Annotated in this window: 14 protein-coding genes; 11 read left to right on the top strand and 3 right to left on the bottom strand. The window is 54.4% G+C overall.

The genetic code is table 11. The features are described 5' to 3' along the window. The first annotated feature begins 1 nt into the window (after nucleotide 1). From SACSAC_RS25500 to SACSAC_RS25450, 11 genes are all read left to right on the top strand, one after another. Entirely contained in the window at nucleotides 2-724 is a 723-nt protein-coding gene (locus SACSAC_RS25500) for a PspA/IM30 family protein (RefSeq protein ID WP_037291299.1), read from the top strand. Nucleotides 725-889: 165 nt separating this feature from the next. Continuing rightward, nucleotides 890-1,537, top strand: a complete 648-nt coding sequence (gene liaF, locus SACSAC_RS25495; RefSeq protein ID WP_037291297.1) for a cell wall-active antibiotics response protein LiaF — start codon at nucleotides 890-892, stop codon at nucleotides 1,535-1,537. Nucleotides 1,538-1,677: 140 nt separating this feature from the next. Continuing rightward, entirely contained in the window at nucleotides 1,678-2,745 is a 1,068-nt protein-coding gene (locus SACSAC_RS25490; RefSeq protein ID WP_037291296.1) for a histidine kinase, read from the top strand. Nucleotides 2,746-2,747: 2 nt separating this feature from the next. Then, on the top strand, nucleotides 2,748-3,398 hold the full coding sequence (locus tag SACSAC_RS25485) for a response regulator (protein WP_037291293.1): 651 nt from the start codon (nucleotides 2,748-2,750) through the stop codon (nucleotides 3,396-3,398). 212 nt (nucleotides 3,399-3,610) lie between these two features. After that, nucleotides 3,611-5,386, top strand: coding sequence for a sugar-binding protein (locus SACSAC_RS25480; protein ID WP_037291291.1), 1,776 nt, complete (start codon nucleotides 3,611-3,613; stop codon nucleotides 5,384-5,386). Nucleotides 5,387-5,634: 248 nt separating this feature from the next. Continuing rightward, the gene (gene zwf / locus SACSAC_RS25475) at nucleotides 5,635-7,191 is read left to right on the top strand and encodes a glucose-6-phosphate dehydrogenase (protein ID WP_037291289.1); all 1,557 of its coding nucleotides are present in this window, start codon (nucleotides 5,635-5,637) and stop codon (nucleotides 7,189-7,191) included. A gap of 174 nt (nucleotides 7,192-7,365) precedes the next feature. Next, nucleotides 7,366-8,676, top strand: coding sequence for an alpha/beta hydrolase family protein (locus tag SACSAC_RS25470; RefSeq protein ID WP_051507415.1), 1,311 nt, complete (start codon nucleotides 7,366-7,368; stop codon nucleotides 8,674-8,676). A gap of 33 nt (nucleotides 8,677-8,709) precedes the next feature. After that, the gene (locus tag SACSAC_RS25465) at nucleotides 8,710-9,117 is read left to right on the top strand and encodes a MerR family transcriptional regulator (RefSeq protein ID WP_037291287.1); all 408 of its coding nucleotides are present in this window, start codon (nucleotides 8,710-8,712) and stop codon (nucleotides 9,115-9,117) included. 127 nt (nucleotides 9,118-9,244) lie between these two features. Continuing rightward, a complete protein-coding gene (locus SACSAC_RS25460) occupies nucleotides 9,245-10,828 on the top strand; it encodes a peptide chain release factor 3 (protein ID WP_037291285.1) in 1,584 nt (527 codons plus the stop codon). 23 nt (nucleotides 10,829-10,851) lie between these two features. Further along, a complete protein-coding gene (locus tag SACSAC_RS25455) occupies nucleotides 10,852-11,526 on the top strand; it encodes a potassium channel family protein (protein ID WP_037291283.1) in 675 nt (224 codons plus the stop codon). A 360-nt stretch (nucleotides 11,527-11,886) separates the two neighbouring features. Beyond that, nucleotides 11,887-12,687, top strand: a complete 801-nt coding sequence (locus tag SACSAC_RS25450) for a TrmH family RNA methyltransferase (protein ID WP_037291281.1) — start codon at nucleotides 11,887-11,889, stop codon at nucleotides 12,685-12,687. 81 nt (nucleotides 12,688-12,768) lie between these two features. On the opposite strand, the gene SACSAC_RS25445 is transcribed toward SACSAC_RS25450, so the two are convergent. The 3 genes from SACSAC_RS25445 to SACSAC_RS25435 are packed head-to-tail and all read right to left on the bottom strand — an operon-like array spanning nucleotide 12,769 to nucleotide 15,669. Beyond that, complete coding sequence (locus SACSAC_RS25445) at nucleotides 12,769-13,635, bottom strand: sugar phosphate isomerase/epimerase family protein (protein WP_037291277.1); 867 nt, start codon at nucleotides 13,633-13,635, stop codon at nucleotides 12,769-12,771. Between the two features lie 52 nt (nucleotides 13,636-13,687). After that, the gene (locus SACSAC_RS25440; RefSeq protein WP_037291276.1) at nucleotides 13,688-14,584 is read right to left on the bottom strand and encodes a sugar phosphate isomerase/epimerase family protein; all 897 of its coding nucleotides are present in this window, start codon (nucleotides 14,582-14,584) and stop codon (nucleotides 13,688-13,690) included. A 23-nt stretch (nucleotides 14,585-14,607) separates the two neighbouring features. After that, nucleotides 14,608-15,669, bottom strand: coding sequence for a Gfo/Idh/MocA family protein (locus tag SACSAC_RS25435; RefSeq protein WP_037293773.1), 1,062 nt, complete (start codon nucleotides 15,667-15,669; stop codon nucleotides 14,608-14,610). Between the last annotated feature and the right edge of the window lie 68 nt (nucleotides 15,670-15,737).

The following is a 15,737-nucleotide window of genomic DNA, read 5'->3' as shown; positions in this document are numbered from 1 at the left end:
AATGGGAGTATTCAAAAGACTGCGTGATATGACGAAGGCATCGGTAAATGAAATGTTGGATAAGGTTGAAGATCCGGTAGTCATGCTCAACCAATACCTGCGTGACATGGAAGAGGAGATTCACCAGGCCGAAGTGACGGTAGCGAAGCAAATGGCGAACGAGCGCCGCATGAAGCAGCGTCTGGAAGAAGCGTTCCGCATGTCCGATCAACGCGAATCGCAAGCGACGGCTGCGCTGACGAACAACCAGGAAGAAGCGGCTCGCAAACTGCTGGAAGAAAAGATTTACTTCGATCAAAGAATCACGGAGTACCAAGACCTGCACGGCCAAGCCGAAGTTCAAGTCTCCGATCTGATGCGTCAGCTGCATGAGATGAAAGACGAGTTCTACCAAATGCGCAACAAGCGCAACGAACTGGTTGCCCGCGCTCAAATGGCAAAAGCCAAAAAGCAAATGGCACAGGTTAATCCGGTCTACGCGATCGACAAAGGCAGTTCTTCGTCGGGCTTCCGCCGGATGGAAGAGAAAATCATGCAGATGGAAGCTGAAGCCGATGTTCTGCGCACGCCTTACGGCGGTGGCGGCTTGAACCGCACCTCCGCTTATATCAGCCCGGTCGATGCGCAAAAGCAGCTTCAGGTTGACGAGCAGCTGAACGCGTTGAAGAACAAGCTGAACGGCGGCCAAAGTGCTCCTTCCCTGACAAAAGGCGACGAGCAGTAAGAACGGCAACGGCGGCCGGAATAGCCACACAGCCGGCCGGAGTTGTGATAGAATAGAGCGAATGATAAGCAAAAGCGAAGCCATGCGGTACGAATGCGTACCGTTATGGCTTTTGCTACGCTCGGGAACGGATTTGAATAACAACACGGCAGGAGGAGGAGCGACATGGGAACTCGGAAAAAAACATGGGCGATCGTATTGATCGGCGTAGGCGCAATCATGTTGCTTGGCAAGTGGGTTACCCCGCTCTCGATGGTCGCTCTCCTCGTGCTGTGTTACGGGATTTATACCATGAGAGCCAATCGGGTGTCATTCGGCTATAAGTGTCTCGCCGTAGGAGCCGGATTGCTGCTGCTCGACCATATCATTCTCGTGCTCGGCGGCATTCTGATCTCGGTCGGCGTCTTTTACGCACGATCCGGAGAACTGCATAAAGGCCGCGAATATGTACGGCGTCAGGAATTTGTCTCGCAGTTGAATCGGAAACGCGAGCCCTGGGTACCGGAACCGCTCAGTCTGTGGAATTTGTTCGGCGACGTGAATTGCGATTTCTCGCTGGCGCTGCCGACCGAACCGGATACCGTGATCCATTTGCAAGGGGTAATCTGCGATGCCGACCTGACTTTCCCGGAGGAATACGGAGTCGAGCTGGATATTTTCGTGGGTTACGGCAAGGTGAGTTTTGAAGGAAAGCCCCATAGCGGGATGTTGAATAAATTTGTCTGGCGTTCGCCGGGCTATGCGTATAGCGAGCAGAAAGTCAGAGTGGTTATGGCTTATGCTGCGGGCGATGTGAATATTCGGATTAATTAATAGCTTATCAACTCTTAATCAGAAGTTTTCGTTCGTCTAAAACTCACGCGCCTTAGGTGCGTTTTAGACGAGCGTAACCTTACCTTTAGCGTTGATAAGCTGCCAGTAGCTTGGGGCGAACGGGGAGACGGTGAACAAACATGGCGAATGAACCGAAGAAAGTCCGAAAATCGAATACGATCATGCAGGGAATCGGTTCGGGGATGCTGCTGTCGCTGATCGTGCTGCTATCGGCGATGTATGTGTTGTACTCGTATGGGCTGTTGAACGTACCGGATACTTGGCCGCTCAAGATCCGTGCTGGCCTAACCGTCCTGGCTGTATGTATCGCCGTCGGTGCGTTATACGGATTGTATCGCGCCATGCAGAGCAAGATTCAGTTCGACCGGATTCAAGATACGCTGCTGCTGTGGGAAAAAGGAAACCCCGTGCGCACAGCCTGGCCGGCCGGCGGCGAGTTGGACGGCTTGGCGGAGCAGCTTGATCGAGTCGGCAAAAAGTGGGAAGAGCAGGTCAGCTCGCTTCAGCGGTTGTCGACGCACAACGCGCAGTTGGCGGAGCAGGCTCGGGTATCGGCGATCGTCGAAGAACGTCAGCGTCTCGCCCGCGAACTGCACGATGCGGTGTCGCAGCAGTTGTTCGCGATCTCGATGACGGCTACGGCGGTCGGGCGTACGTTTGAAAAAGATCTGTCCCGAGCCAGGCGCCAAGTAGAACTGATCGAGGAAATGGCATCGGTCGCGCAGTCGGAAATGCGGGCACTGTTGCTGCATCTTCGTCCCGTTTATCTGGAAGGCAAACCGCTGTATCAAGGGCTGAGCGAGCTGGTACGCGAAATCCAAGCCAAAGTCCCGATGGAAATCACGCTCGATATGGACGCCGGGCTTGAACTGGTCAAAGGGATCGAAAATCATCTGTTCCGTATCGTCCAAGAAGCGCTGTCGAACACGCTGCGCCACTCGAAAGCCGACAAGATGGAGATTATGATCGTCCGTCGAAGCGATGCATTGCGAATGTCGCTGAAGGATAACGGCGTAGGTTTCGAGCTGGACGAGAAGAAGCAGGCTTCTTACGGCTTGTCGCTGATGCAGGAACGGGTCAGCGAAATCGGCGGCTCCATTCGTTACATAACCGCCCCCGGTAAAGGAACGCGTATCGAACTGAACGTGCCATTGGTAGACGGAGGACAAAGAGGGAGCGAGGAATAATCATGGAGACGGAAGAACTGATTAGCGTGCTGCTCGTCGACGATCATGAGATGGTACGCATCGGGTTGGCTGCCGTCCTCGATACCGAAGACGGGATCGAGGTTGTCGGCGAAGCGAGCGGCGGCGAAGAAGGCGTACGGATGGCGCAGCAGTACAATCCGGATGTCGTTCTTATGGACCTCGTGATGGACGGCATGGACGGAATCGAAGCGACGCGCGAGGTATTGAAAAATTGTCCGGACTGCAAGGTCATCGTGCTGACGAGTTATTTGGATGACGAGAAAATGTATCCGGTGATCGAAGCCGGAGCTTTCAGTTATCTGCTGAAAACATCGCGGGCCAATGAGGTGGCTGACGCGATTCGTGCGGCAGTGCGCGGACAGTCCGTGCTTGAATCGCAAGTCGCCGCCAAAATGATGGATCGTTTCCGCACCCCGCCGCCTGCCAGGGCTCTGCACGACGATCTTACGGATCGGGAAATGGAAGTGCTTCGTTACGTGGCTCAAGGCAAGTCGAATCAGGAGATCGCGGACGAACTGGTGATCGGGATCAAGACGGTCAAATTCCATGTAACGAACCTGTTGTCCAAATTGGAAGTGGAAGACCGGACGCAAGCTGCCATTTACGCTTATAAAAACGGATTGGCCCAATAACAAAATCGGATACTTGCGCAAGTCAAACGCAGGCCGCACGGAGTAAGACTCCGATGCGGTCTTTTTTGTGGATGTATCGATGTCGGATCGAAATGTCGGTGTTTCGAATTTTTACTAAATAACACATTATGTCATTCTGATCGAACGGCAAGCTTTGCGGATTATACTTTGTAAGCGCTTAAATTCAAAGGTCCGAAAGGGGAGATTGTGTCATGTTCATCACGAAAAAGCGAGGGCACGTCCTAACCTGTTTGCTGATGTCTTCCATTCTTGCTCTGCCTGCTGTCGTATCGTTCCCGTCTTCCGTCGTTCAAGCGTCGGGACAAGTCGTATCGATTGCCGATTACGGAGCTGTACCCGATGATGGAATCGACGATCTGAACGCGATTCGCCAAGCTGTAGCCGCCGCCAAAGCTTCGAACAAAAATGTGTACGTGCCGCCGGGAACTTTTCTCTATGACGATGTGGTTGTTCTGGATGGAGTGGATATGGTTGGCGAAGGCGAAGCATCTGTGCTGCACAGCACGAACCCGCAGCGACAAGCTGTTCAGTTGACCGGCAACGGAAGCGGGTTGAGCCGGGTGAAGCTGACGAGCGTTCCGGTGACTGCGCGTTTATCCACCTCCGTGTCGGCTCGGGTGCATATTATGCCCGGAGCGGCAGATTTCACAGTTTCGGATACGTTCATCGTGGGCGGTTCGTCGGCGGGGATTATCGGATACGGCATAAACGGGGCGATCGTTCGCAACGATATTCGGGATACGCTGGCTGACGGCATTCATATGACGGGCGGTTCGGCGAACATTCGGATCGAGGAGAATACGGTACGCTATACGGGAGATGACATGATCGCCGTCGTATCCTATGAGAAAAACGGCACTTGGGTCAACAACGTGAAGATTGCGAATAACGACGTAGCCGGCGGTCATGCGCGCGGCATCACGGTATCGGGCGGCACGAACATATCCATTGAGAAAAACGCAATCGCCGATACTGGAGGAGCGGGCGTATTCATCGCGTCGGAGGGCAGTTATCAGACGTATGAGGTGCGCAATCTTCAAGTCGTGCGGAACACGATCTTGCGTGACAGCCGTAACCCGGCCATTCCGGAAAAAGGCGGAATTCGTCTGCAGGCGACCTATAAAGAACCGAGTATCGTGAACGCGACGTTTGAGCAAAATACGATTACGGACTCGGCGGACAGCGGGATTCTGATTCTCGGTTCGGCGAGCATTCAGGCTTTCTTTGCCCGTAACGAGATCGTTAATCCGGCTAATCACGGCGTGCATATTTTGAAAACGGTGATCGGACAGTTGAATTTCTCGGGCAACGCGGTTCAGGGAGAAGGAGGCTTCCCATTCTATAACCAGTCTCAGGCGCAGGTATTTAGCGATGTGCCGAATTCGGCGCCGCCCGGAGGCGGGGAAGAGGACGATTACGCAGCAGCAAGAGGGACGCCGCGTATCGACGGGTTGGTCGATGATCTGTGGAGCAACGCGACGCCGCTTGCACTCAATACGGATGCGAACGGTACGACGGGAACGGTACGAATTGCTTGGGACGACAATGCGCTGTATTATTTGTTCGAAATGACGGATGCGACGCCGAATGCGCTGGCCGCGGACGAGCATAATGATTCGGTTGAGGTCTGGGTAGATGAATTGAATACGAAAAATGGGACTCGAACGGTAGGCGATTACCAGCTGCGCGTGGGCTACGACGGAGTGCTTTCTTCGGCTATGCGAGGATTTAATCTTTCGAAGGTAACCAAGGCCGTGATTCAGCGCGAGGGCGGCTATACAGTAGAGTTTGCGGTTCCTTATACGGCGCTTGCTCCGCAGGCAGGCGACGTGATCGGGTTCAACGCCAGCGCGAACGACGATTCCAACGGGGACGGGCGACGCGATACGTATTTAAGCTGGGTGGACAAAAACCTTCCGTACTGGGCGGATACGCGGGTATACGGCGAAGTGACCCTGGAAAATTGAAAACGCTATCCTTAATTTTTCGCCAGGTCGGCTTGATTTAGCCGGCCTTTTTGTGTACCTTTTTGGTGTACGGAAATATTAATGAAACCTTCATCTTAGATCAACATAAATGATAATCAATACGATAGCATCAATTTGAGAGATATGATAGAATGACATCACATCTTTCTTTTTCCGCACTAACGCGGAGAATTAAGAGTCAGGCATAACAATTCGTTACTATACTAATACAGGAAGAATGGGGAGCTATGACGGACAATCAAAATCTTGAAGCATTGAAAGCACCGGGCGCGGTCTTTTTCATCTTCGGGGCTACCGGAGACCTGGCCCGTCGTAAGTTGTTCCCGGCCATTTTCAGCTTGTACCGGGAAGGCAAATTGGCGGAGGACTTTGCAGTAGTCGGAGTGGCTAGACGCCCTCGCACGAATGATGAATTCCGCGACGACGTATTCCGCTCGATTCAGGAATTCGGACGGTACAAATCTTCCGACCAGGAGAAGTGGAACACGTTTGCGGAACACTTCGAATATAAATCCCTCGACATCAACAACGTGGCGGGATTCCAAGAACTCAAAGAACAGACGGAAGCGATCGAGTCCAAATTCTCGATTCCCGGCAACCGCCTCTTCTATCTGGCGCTTGCGCCGGAACTGTTCGGCAGCGTTTCGCTCAATCTGCGCGAAGGCGGCATGCTGGACAGCGAAGGCTGGCACCGTCTCGTGATCGAGAAGCCGTTCGGCTACGACCTCAAGTCGGCCGAGAAGCTGAACGAAGAACTGGGCCATGTGTTCCAGGAAGACGAGATCTACCGGATCGACCACTATCTCGGCAAAGAGATGGTGCAGAACATCGAGACGATCCGTTTCTCGAACATGTTCTTCGAGTCGCTCTGGAACAACAAATACATCGCGAACGTGCAAATCACGTTGGGCGAAACGGTCGGCGTCGAAGAGCGCGGCGGCTACTATGATCATGCGGGCGCGCTGCGCGATATGGGTCAAAACCATATTCTCCAGCTGCTCACCATGATCGCCATGGAACCGCCTAGCCGTCTGCTGGCCGAAGACATCCGCGACGAGAAGGTCAAAGTGCTGCGTTCGCTGCACCATTTCGCCGACTCCGACGAAGTCAGAGCCAATGTCGTGCGCGGCCAATATACCGCCGGACAAAGCAACGGCAAAGACCTTCCGGGCTACCGCGAAGAAGACAAAGTCGATCCGAACTCGAACACCGAGACGTTCTTTGCGGCTCGCGTAACCGTGGATAACTTCCGTTGGGCCGGCGTGCCGTTCTATATTCGGACAGGCAAGCGCCTGCCGGTGAAGACGACCGAAGTCGTGATCGAATTCAAAAAGATGCCGGGCAACATTTACCTCGGGCAAAAGCATGATCTCAAGCCTAACCTGCTGGTGATCCGCGTCAATCCGATGGAAGGCATCTACTTCAAGATCAATGCGAAGAAGCCGGGTTCGGAATCGGAAATCGCGCAAGTGGCAATGGAGTTCTGCCAAAGCTGCCTGGTGGGCATCAACTCTCCGGAAGCTTACGAGCGCCTGATCCACGATGCGGCGAAAGGCGATTCCACGTACTTCACGCGTTGGGACGAAGTGGCTTCGGCTTGGGCTTTCGTGGACAAGATCGATGCGGCTTGGAAAGAAAATCCGGCTGACGTCAGCACGTATCCGGCAGGAAGCTGGGGACCGGACGCGGCGCACGAACTGCTTGCGCGCGACGGATTCCACTGGTGGCCGGTTAACGGACAAGAAGAAGACAATGTCATTTGGGTAGCGGCTTCGAGCAACTAATCCAAAAACAACTATAGCCATAGACTGTAAAGCCGCTGTATCGTCGAACTTTCCGACGACGCAGCGGCTTTTTTGTTTTTTTACGGAGACGGGGCAGTTCAAGCTTGACCTTGAAGTATACTTCAACCTTTATGCTGAGATTAGAATAGTCAAAACGAAGGAGAGTGGTTGGTCATGAAAACTAGCACGAAATGGGGAGTACTCGGCGGGGTAGCGGGAATTGCGGCAGCCGCCCATATCTATCGGTCGAAAAAGGAAGGTCTCAGTTCAAATCCGATGAGACGTTTGTTCCCTGTCTTCACGATGCCGGAGCCGACGGGGACTTATGCCATTGGCACATTTGAGGCGCATTTAACCGACAGCAAACGTAAAGAAACGAAGCGTGGTACGGTCCCGGAAGGTGTGGGGGAACGCGAAATCCCGATTACGGTCTGGTATCCGGCGGAACTGTCAAGTCAACAGGACACTGAGGTGGAAAATTACCCGGATTCGCTAGGGGAGTGTATTTCGCTGGTGTTCGGCCTGCCTAAAGGATTGTTCCGACATGTGTCACGAGTGAAAACGCATATGTTTAAAAATGTTCCGGTCGCAAAGGAGTGTTCGAGGTATCCTGTATTGTTGTTCTCTCCGGGGATTCGCTCGACGCGTTACCAGAGTCTGACCCTTGTTGAAGAGCTAGCTAGCCAAGGCTACATCGTCATCGGTATGGACCATCCCTATACGTCTGCACGGGTAAAATTGACGGACGGAAGCTACGCGGCATATTTGCATGAGCCGGAGTTTGCGCAGTCGCGCGAATTGTATGATTATAATGTCAAAGAGGTTGCGGTACGCGCGCTGGACGCTCGTTTTGTACGAGATACATTGGAAGAGTGGAATCATCCGTCTTCGGGTCATGTCTTGTCAGGCCTGCTGGATTTGAGTCGAGTCGGGATTCTAGGCCATTCTTACGGCGGAGCGACGGCTGCGGAAGCGTTGGCGACGGATGAACGATTTGCTGCCGCGCTCAGTCTGGAAGGAGGATTCTGGGGCGAGGTGTCGCATAAGCCGCTGGAGCGTCCGTTTATGTATTTGTTCACGGGCGGAACGGCGCAGAGCTTGAACCCGGACACGCCTAAGAAAGAAGCGGTCTTTTTCGAGGAGTGGCAAGAAGATGCGGATCGGGTGATGCGGGCGAGCCGAAGCGATGCGCTGTTTGCAACGGTTGAGCCTTTTTACCATCAGAGCTTTACCGATATTTCGTTGGTATCTCCAAAGCTGTTCGCCAAGAAAGTCTCGGCGGAGCGGACGATCGAGATTACGCGTACGTATACGACGGCTTTTTTCGATCGTTATCTGAACGGGATCGAGTCGGAACTGCTCGGGCAAGACGTTGCGGCATTTCCGGAAGTTCGTTATCAGCCCGAGTATACGCGTATGGGCGATGCAGCACTAACAGGTGGAGATCTGGACGGAAAAGTTACGCCGGGTGCGGCGGCAAGATAATGATAGTAGCGGAAAAGTGAGGGAGAGCGATCGATGAAGAAAATGACCCGGGGTCAACTGGCGAAGCAGACGGGACTGACAACGGCGGCGATTCGCTTTTACGAAGACGAGGGTCTGCTGCCGCAGCCGGAGCGAAGCGAGAGCGGGTACCGGCTTTACGGCGATGAATATCTGACGATGATCCAATTTATTCAGGATACGAAAGCGCTCGGGTACCCGTTATCCCGAATCGGCGATACGCTGCGCAAGCTGGGCGAGGGGCCGGAGATGGATGTGGAGGCGATCCGGGAGCTGGTGCGCGAACAGATTGCCGGGATCGAGCAACAGGAGCGTCATTTGGCCGAGGTCAAGCTGCACTTGGGCCGCCTGTTAACCGAATATGACGACGAAGCGGTACGGGAGTATATGCGTTCGTTTCGGCGGGAGCCGGAAGAAGAGTAGATCGAGGGAAGCCTGTCTGAAAAGAATTGCGTTTCTCTAAGCATCGATGCAGATTCTCCCCTTGCCGAAGCGTTAATTATGGTACAATATAGGGATGAATACGCACGATACAGAAGGGAACGTGAACATGAGCCAAACCCAAGATAAAGTTTTGCGCGAGGAAGTCGAGAAACGCAGAACTTTTGCCATTATATCTCACCCGGATGCCGGGAAAACGACGCTGACGGAGAAGCTGCTGCTCTTCGGCGGCGCTATTCGTCTGGCCGGAACGGTCAAGGCCCGTAAAGCCAGCAAACACGCAACGAGCGACTGGATGGAGATCGAGAAGCAGCGGGGCATCTCGGTTACTTCGTCGGTGATGCAATTCGATTACAACGGCCACCGCATCAACATTTTGGATACGCCGGGTCACCAAGACTTCAGTGAAGACACCTACCGGACGCTGACGGCAGCCGATAGCGCGGTCATGCTGATCGACGTCGCGAAGGGTGTCGAAGCCCAGACGATCAAGCTGTTCCAAGTCTGCGCGCAGCGCGGCATTCCGATCTTTACGTTTATCAACAAACTCGACCGCGAAGGCCGCAGCCCGTTCGACCTGATGGAAGAACTCGAACAGGTACTGGGCATCCGCGCCGTTCCGATGAACTGGCCGATCGGCATGGGACGTGAGCTGAACGGCATTTACGACCGGATGAAAAACCAGGTCGAGCTGTTCCAAGGCGACGACCATTCGCAAATCAAAGTCCAAAAAGTCGAAGACTATCGCGATCCGATTATCTCCGAGATGGCAGGCGAGTATCATGCGAACCAACTGGCGGAAGAGCTGGAGCTGTTGGACGTGGCGGGCGACCAATTCGATTACGAAAAGGTCAAACGCGGCGAGCTGACCCCTCTGTTCTTCGGCAGCGCAATCAACAACTTCGGCCTGCAAACGTTCCTGGAAAACTTCCTGGAGCTTGCGCCGAAACCGGCACCGCGCAAAAGTACGGAAGGCGAGATCGAACCGACACGCGAGAAATTCAGCGGCTACGTGTTCAAGATTCAAGCGAACATGAACCCGGCGCATCGCGACCGTATCGCGTTCCTGCGCATCGTGTCCGGCAAGTTCGAGCGCGGCATGAGCGTCAAACATGTGCGCGTAGGCAAAGACATCAAGCTGGCACAGCCGCAGCAGTTCTTGGCTCAAGACCGCGATATCGTCGAAACGGCTTACGCGGGCGACATTATCGGTTTGTTCGACCCGGGCATTTTCCGGATCGGCGACTCGCTCGTAGAAGGTCAGAACTTCGAGTTCGAAGAACTGCCGACGTTCTCCCCGGAAATTTTCGCCAAAGTCACGGCCAAAAACGCGCTCAAGCACAAGCAATATCAAAAAGGGATCGACCAGTTGACGGAGGAAGGCACCATTCAGGTATTCCGTACGGTCAGCTTCGACGATACGATTCTCGGCGTGGTCGGACAGCTGCAATTCGAGGTCTTTGAATACCGGATGAAAAACGAGTACGGCGTGGATGTTCAGCTTCAGCGCCAAACGTTCCAGTTCGCCCGTTGGATCGTTGCGCCGGAGATCGACCCTTCGAAATTCCGGATCAACTCGACGCTGGTGAAGGACAAGAAGGGCAACTACGTCGCGCTGTTCGAGAACGAATACGCGATGCGCACGGCCATCGACAAAAACCCGGACGCTCAATTCCTGGAGATGGCACCCTGATTTTCAAGGAGGCCTGACCAAGAATGGGTAAGGGGAAAAAGCAGTACGCGATCATCGGAATGGGCCGCTTCGGTTCGAGTATCGCCAAGACGCTTAGCCAAATGGGTTTTGACGTGCTGGCGATCGACGCGAGCGAGGAGCGGACGCAGGAGATTTCGAATATTGTGACGCACGCGGTATCGGCGGATACGACGGATGACGAAGCGCTGCAAGCGCTCGGCATTCGCAACTTCGACGTCGTGGTCGTGGCGATCGGGCAGGATATTCAAGCGAGCATCCTGACCACGTTGATTTTAAAAGAAATGAACGTGCCTACGATTATCGCCAAGGCGCAGAACGAGCTGCACGGCAAGGTACTGAGCAAGATCGGCGCGGATAAGGTCGTGTTCCCGGAGCGGGATATGGGGACGCGCGTCGCGCACAATCTGACGTCGCCGAACATTCTCGATTATATCGAGCTGTCGGGCGATTACAGTATTTTTGAAATGCTGGTTCCCGCGAAAATGGTCGGGCGGAATCTGATCGAGCTGAATCTGCGGCAAAAGTACGGCTGTAACGTAATAGCGGTGCGCCGGGGCAGCAAGATGAACATTTCTCCCGATCCGCATGGGCGGCTCTGGGAAGGCGACGTGCTGGTGATCGTGGGCGAGCGGGATGATCTGGTCCGCCTTGAGATCGCATTCGATAAGCACGGATGAGATAAAACCTGTTCGCTAGAGAAGCTGGGGCGCTGCGGGAGAAATTCGTTCAAGATGCTGTCTCACTCGGAAAACTGGAATGAAATTTCAATGGAAGTTTTCCGAGTTCAAAGGCATCTTTCACTGAATTTCTCCCTCCGCTGGGGCTTCTCGGGAAAAGGGCTTTCTTCACCATGTAGGGGTTAGAAGTAAAAAAATAAGAAATAAAAGGTCAAAAACTAACCCGTGCACATAGAAAATTGCAAATATCCACAAGATAAGGCTTAGAACATATAAAAGCATCAAGCAGATAAAGGTATCGCTTCGGCGGTGCCTTTATCTTTTGGAAGATATCATTTTAAAGAAGCGGAGGGTGGAAGAATGGGACATGCGCAGATCGAATCGACGGCGAATGCTCGGGTGAAGGAATGGGCGAGTTTGCTGGAGAAAAAGCATCGGGATCGGCAGGGGAAGTATATCGTCGAAGGCGTGCATCTGGTGCAGGAGGCGCTGAGGTCGGGGGCTGACGTGGAGTGTGTGGCTTACGATGCGGCGTTGGGCGTGCCTGCGGAGTTGAAGGAAGATGCGCAGGCGGCAGGGCAGGGAGACTGGGTCGCGGTGTCGGCGGCGATTGTGGCGAAGTGTACGGAAGCGCGGACGCCGCAGCCGGTGTTTGCGGTGGTGCGGAAGTCGGCGGCGAAGATCGGGGACATTTTGCGAATAGAGAATGCGCTTGTCGCGGTGCTGGACGGCGTGCAGGACCCGGGAAATGTCGGAACGATTATCCGGGCGGCGGACGCGGCCGGAGCGGCAGGCGTGTTGATCGGGCGCGGGAGCGCGGATATTTATAACCCGAAGACGGTACGTTCGACGATGGGGTCGCTGTTTCATCTGCCGATCGTGGAAGGGGATCTGACGGAGTTGCTGCCGCAGGCGCGAGAAGCATCGGCGAAGATCGTCAGCACGAGCCTTCAAGCGAAGCAGAACTGCTATGAGGCGGATTACCGCGGCTCGACCTGGTTCGTGTTCGGCAGCGAAGGCAGCGGCGTGTCGCCGGAGGTAGAGGCCTTTGTGGACGAGTCGATTATTATTCCGATGCCGGGGCAGGCGGAGTCGCTTAACGTGGCGATGGCGGCTTCGGTGTTGTTGTTCGAGGCGGTACGGCAGCGGTTGGTTCCTTGATCTTCATGCTTTTGCTGGCCGGATAGAAAAAAGGATTCGGACGAAAGCTCCGAATCCTTTTTGACGTGTGCTGGTTACCATTCATTGTTGGGCTTCGTCCCATATCCGCCGTACATTTTCAAAAGCAATCCGCGTCCCCGTCAGACAGTCTTCCATGCCTTCATATTCGATCGAAAGAAAGCCGTCGTAACCGGAAGATTTGACCAGTCCGATGATCTCCGCCAGATCCAAATCGCCTTGTCCGGCAATTGCACCGCGTAAATAATTGCCTCCGGCGCTGCGGAACCAGCCTTCACCGGGATTGCGGCGAGCCGGACGGATGTAGAAGTCTTTGATATGCACCATGGAGGCGTACGGCAGATTGTTGGCGACGGCGGTGAGCGGATTTTCGTCCACGCAGACAAAATTGCCGACATCCAGCGTTGTTTTGAAATTCGGACGGCCCACGGCATGAACCAACGTTTGCACCCGGTCGCTGGCTTGGACGTAATACCCGTGATTTTCGACGCTTGTCGTGATCCCGTAACCCGCTGCATGATCGGCGATCCGGCGGCAGGCCGCAGCGACTTTTTCCAAATCTTCGTTAAAACGCAAAATGGACGTGTCTTCGCGCGACGCTACGTCATGCCGCATCAATCTTATGCCAAGGCGTGCCGCGCGGTCGACTTCGGAAATGACGCGATGGATCTCCGCTTCGTAACTTTCCTCATTGTCGGTAATGAAATTTGCGCCGATCGCGTAGTTGGACAGCGTAAGCGAAAGTTTCGCCGCACGCTCAACGAGACGTTTTTCCAGATCCGGATCTTTCTCAAAATCGAACCCCAGCCCCGGTACGATCTCGATATGCGCGGCGCCGAGTTCGGCGACCCAGTCGAGCGCTTCTTCGATCGTCATTCTTCCCTGGTGCATGGCCTGATACAAACTATATGAACTGATGCCGAGTTTCATGAATCAACGTGCTCCTTTCTACTGTGAAAAAGATACGTTTGTTTGGAAGGTACTAACCGCGATACCTTTGAATAAAACGAACCGCTCCCGCGATGTCCGCAGCCGGATCGTGTCCGACCTCGCGTTCGATCGTCAGATAACCTTGGTATCCGATGTCTTGCAGGGCTTTAAAGTAAGCGTCGAAGTCTACATCGCCTTCGCCGGGAGGCAGCTCGATAAAGTCCGCTTCCGCTCCGCCCGCGGCCATATCGGCAATCGCGGAGTGGTCCATTTTTTCATAACCCAGATAGCCGTAGACCTGTTTGGGGTCAACGATGCGCAGGCGGCGTCCGTCTTTCACGTGCGTGTGCACGATATAATCTTTGAGCAGATGCACGCCTTGTACCGGATCGTCGCCCGTAACCATGACCATGTTAGCCGGATCGAAGTTGACGGAGACGCCGTTGGTGCCGAGCGTGTCGAGGAAGCTCTTCAAATGGGCGGCAGGTTCGGGACCCGTCTCGATGGCAAAGTAAGCATTCAGGCTGCTCGCGTAACGGCTTAATTCTTCGCAAGCTTGGTGCATGGCGGCGTAGATCGGACCGTTGCGGTCTTCCGGCACGATGCCGATATGCGTTGTGACGACGTTGGTACCGAGTTCGAGCGCCAAATCCAAAATGCGCTTGGACTTCTCGATTTTTTCCGGGTTGACCGAAGCATCTTGGAAGCCGTGACCCGCCAGATCGCCGCACAGCGCGGAGATTTCCAGGCCGAGGCCGTCGATCAGGCTGCGCAGCTCGCGGCGTTTGGCGCCGATCAGCACGTCGGGGTCCATTTCGCCGGATACCGCATAGATTTGGACGCCGTCCGCGCCGACTTCTTTTGCTTTTTTGAGTCCTTCCGTCACTCCGATGCCGAAGCTGTCGACGATCACGCCGATTTTATTGGTCAGGTGCAGGTGGGTTGTCATGGTAGTTCCTCCTTTTATAAAAGTTAATCCAGTCGAATCTCGCGGCCTTCGGCTGCGGATTGGTAGATCGCGTTCAAGATCCGAATCATCTCCACGCCGTCTTCCACCGGACACAGATTCTCGGCTTCGCCTTGGCAGAGCTGCACGAAATGGTTGATCTCGCGTTTGAAGCTGTCGACGAAGTCGAACCCCGGCGTAGTGAGCTGCGGATCGACGTTCAAGATGGTATTGTGACGTTCGGTCGCGATCGCGAGCGCCGGTTCGATCTCCGCGCCGCCGCGTTCGCCGAACACCGCGACTTGAGCCGATTCTTTGCGGGCGTGCAGGGAGAAACTGACGTCAACCGCGAGCGAAGCGCCATTTTCAAACCGGATCAGCGCGTTCGCCATATCTTCGACCGTATTGACGGAAGGATCGAAATCGGCAGCCTGGTAGTAAGCGTAGTTCTCGACATTAGAGCGGTTGCCCAGCTTGTGGTAGGTATTTCCGCTGACAGAGACGACTTTCGGCTTGCCCATCAGGTACCAGCATAAATCGATCACATGGACGCCGATATCGATCAACGGACCGCCGCCCGAACGTTCGCTATCGGCAAACCAGCCGCCCGGATTGCCGAGACGGCGGATTAGGCTGGCTTTGGCATAATACAACTCGCCCAGATCGCCCGCGTCGATAAAACGCTTCAGCACTTCGATGTTGGCAGCATGGCGACGCACGTAACCGACTTGCAGGATGCGGCCCGTTTCTTCGACGGCTTGCTGCACGGCAAGGGCTTCGTCGACCGTTTTGCATAAAGGCTTTTCGCACAGCACATGCTTACCGGCGTGCAGGGCGGCGATGCTGATCTCGGCGTGCGAGTTATTCCAGGTGCAGATGCTGACGGCATGGACGTTGGGATCTGCGAGCAGTTCCTTATAATCGTCATAGATGCCGGGAATTTCATACTTGGAGGCGGTTTGACGGGCGCGTTCCGGATTCAGATCGCAGACCGCAACCAGCTTGACCTGCGGATTGGCGGCGTAAGCTTGAAGATGAGAGTCGGAGATGGAGCCGCAGCCGATTAATCCAATGTGTACTTTTTCCATAATCAGATTCATCCTTTCCTTAGGGCGTGTCTTCAAATCTGCTGATGTATATCTTTCACCGCCTTTTC

Origin of the sequence: Saccharibacillus sacchari DSM 19268, assembly GCF_000585395.1 — a bacterium.
GTDB classification, from domain to species: Bacteria; Bacillota; Bacilli; order Paenibacillales; family Paenibacillaceae; genus Saccharibacillus; species Saccharibacillus sacchari.
Note: the sequence above shows the minus strand (reverse complement) of the source record. Positions and strands in the feature narration are given on the sequence as shown.

Excerpts from the sequence above, each read along its gene's own strand:
- SACSAC_RS25480 (WP_037291291.1), top strand. The coding sequence starts at position 3,611 with ATGTTCATCACGAAAAAGCGAGGGCACGTCCTAACCTGTTTGCTGATG.
- SACSAC_RS25490 (WP_037291296.1), top strand. The coding sequence starts at position 1,678 with ATGGCGAATGAACCGAAGAAAGTCCGAAAATCGAATACGATCATGCAG.
- SACSAC_RS25485 (WP_037291293.1), top strand. The coding sequence starts at position 2,748 with ATGGAGACGGAAGAACTGATTAGCGTGCTGCTCGTCGACGATCATGAG.
- SACSAC_RS25440 (WP_037291276.1), bottom strand. The coding sequence starts at position 14,584 with ATGACAACCCACCTGCACCTGACCAATAAAATCGGCGTGATCGTCGAC.
- SACSAC_RS25465 (WP_037291287.1), top strand. The coding sequence starts at position 8,710 with ATGAAGAAAATGACCCGGGGTCAACTGGCGAAGCAGACGGGACTGACA.
- SACSAC_RS25445 (WP_037291277.1), bottom strand. The coding sequence starts at position 13,635 with ATGAAACTCGGCATCAGTTCATATAGTTTGTATCAGGCCATGCACCAG.
- SACSAC_RS25450 (WP_037291281.1), top strand. The coding sequence starts at position 11,887 with ATGGGACATGCGCAGATCGAATCGACGGCGAATGCTCGGGTGAAGGAA.
- zwf (WP_037291289.1), top strand. The coding sequence starts at position 5,635 with ATGACGGACAATCAAAATCTTGAAGCATTGAAAGCACCGGGCGCGGTC.
- SACSAC_RS25470 (WP_051507415.1), top strand. The coding sequence starts at position 7,366 with ATGAAAACTAGCACGAAATGGGGAGTACTCGGCGGGGTAGCGGGAATT.
- SACSAC_RS25460 (WP_037291285.1), top strand. The coding sequence starts at position 9,245 with ATGAGCCAAACCCAAGATAAAGTTTTGCGCGAGGAAGTCGAGAAACGC.
- liaF (WP_037291297.1), top strand. The coding sequence starts at position 890 with ATGGGAACTCGGAAAAAAACATGGGCGATCGTATTGATCGGCGTAGGC.
- SACSAC_RS25435 (WP_037293773.1), bottom strand. The coding sequence starts at position 15,669 with ATGGAAAAAGTACACATTGGATTAATCGGCTGCGGCTCCATCTCCGAC.
- SACSAC_RS25500 (WP_037291299.1), top strand. The coding sequence starts at position 2 with ATGGGAGTATTCAAAAGACTGCGTGATATGACGAAGGCATCGGTAAAT.
- SACSAC_RS25455 (WP_037291283.1), top strand. The coding sequence starts at position 10,852 with ATGGGTAAGGGGAAAAAGCAGTACGCGATCATCGGAATGGGCCGCTTC.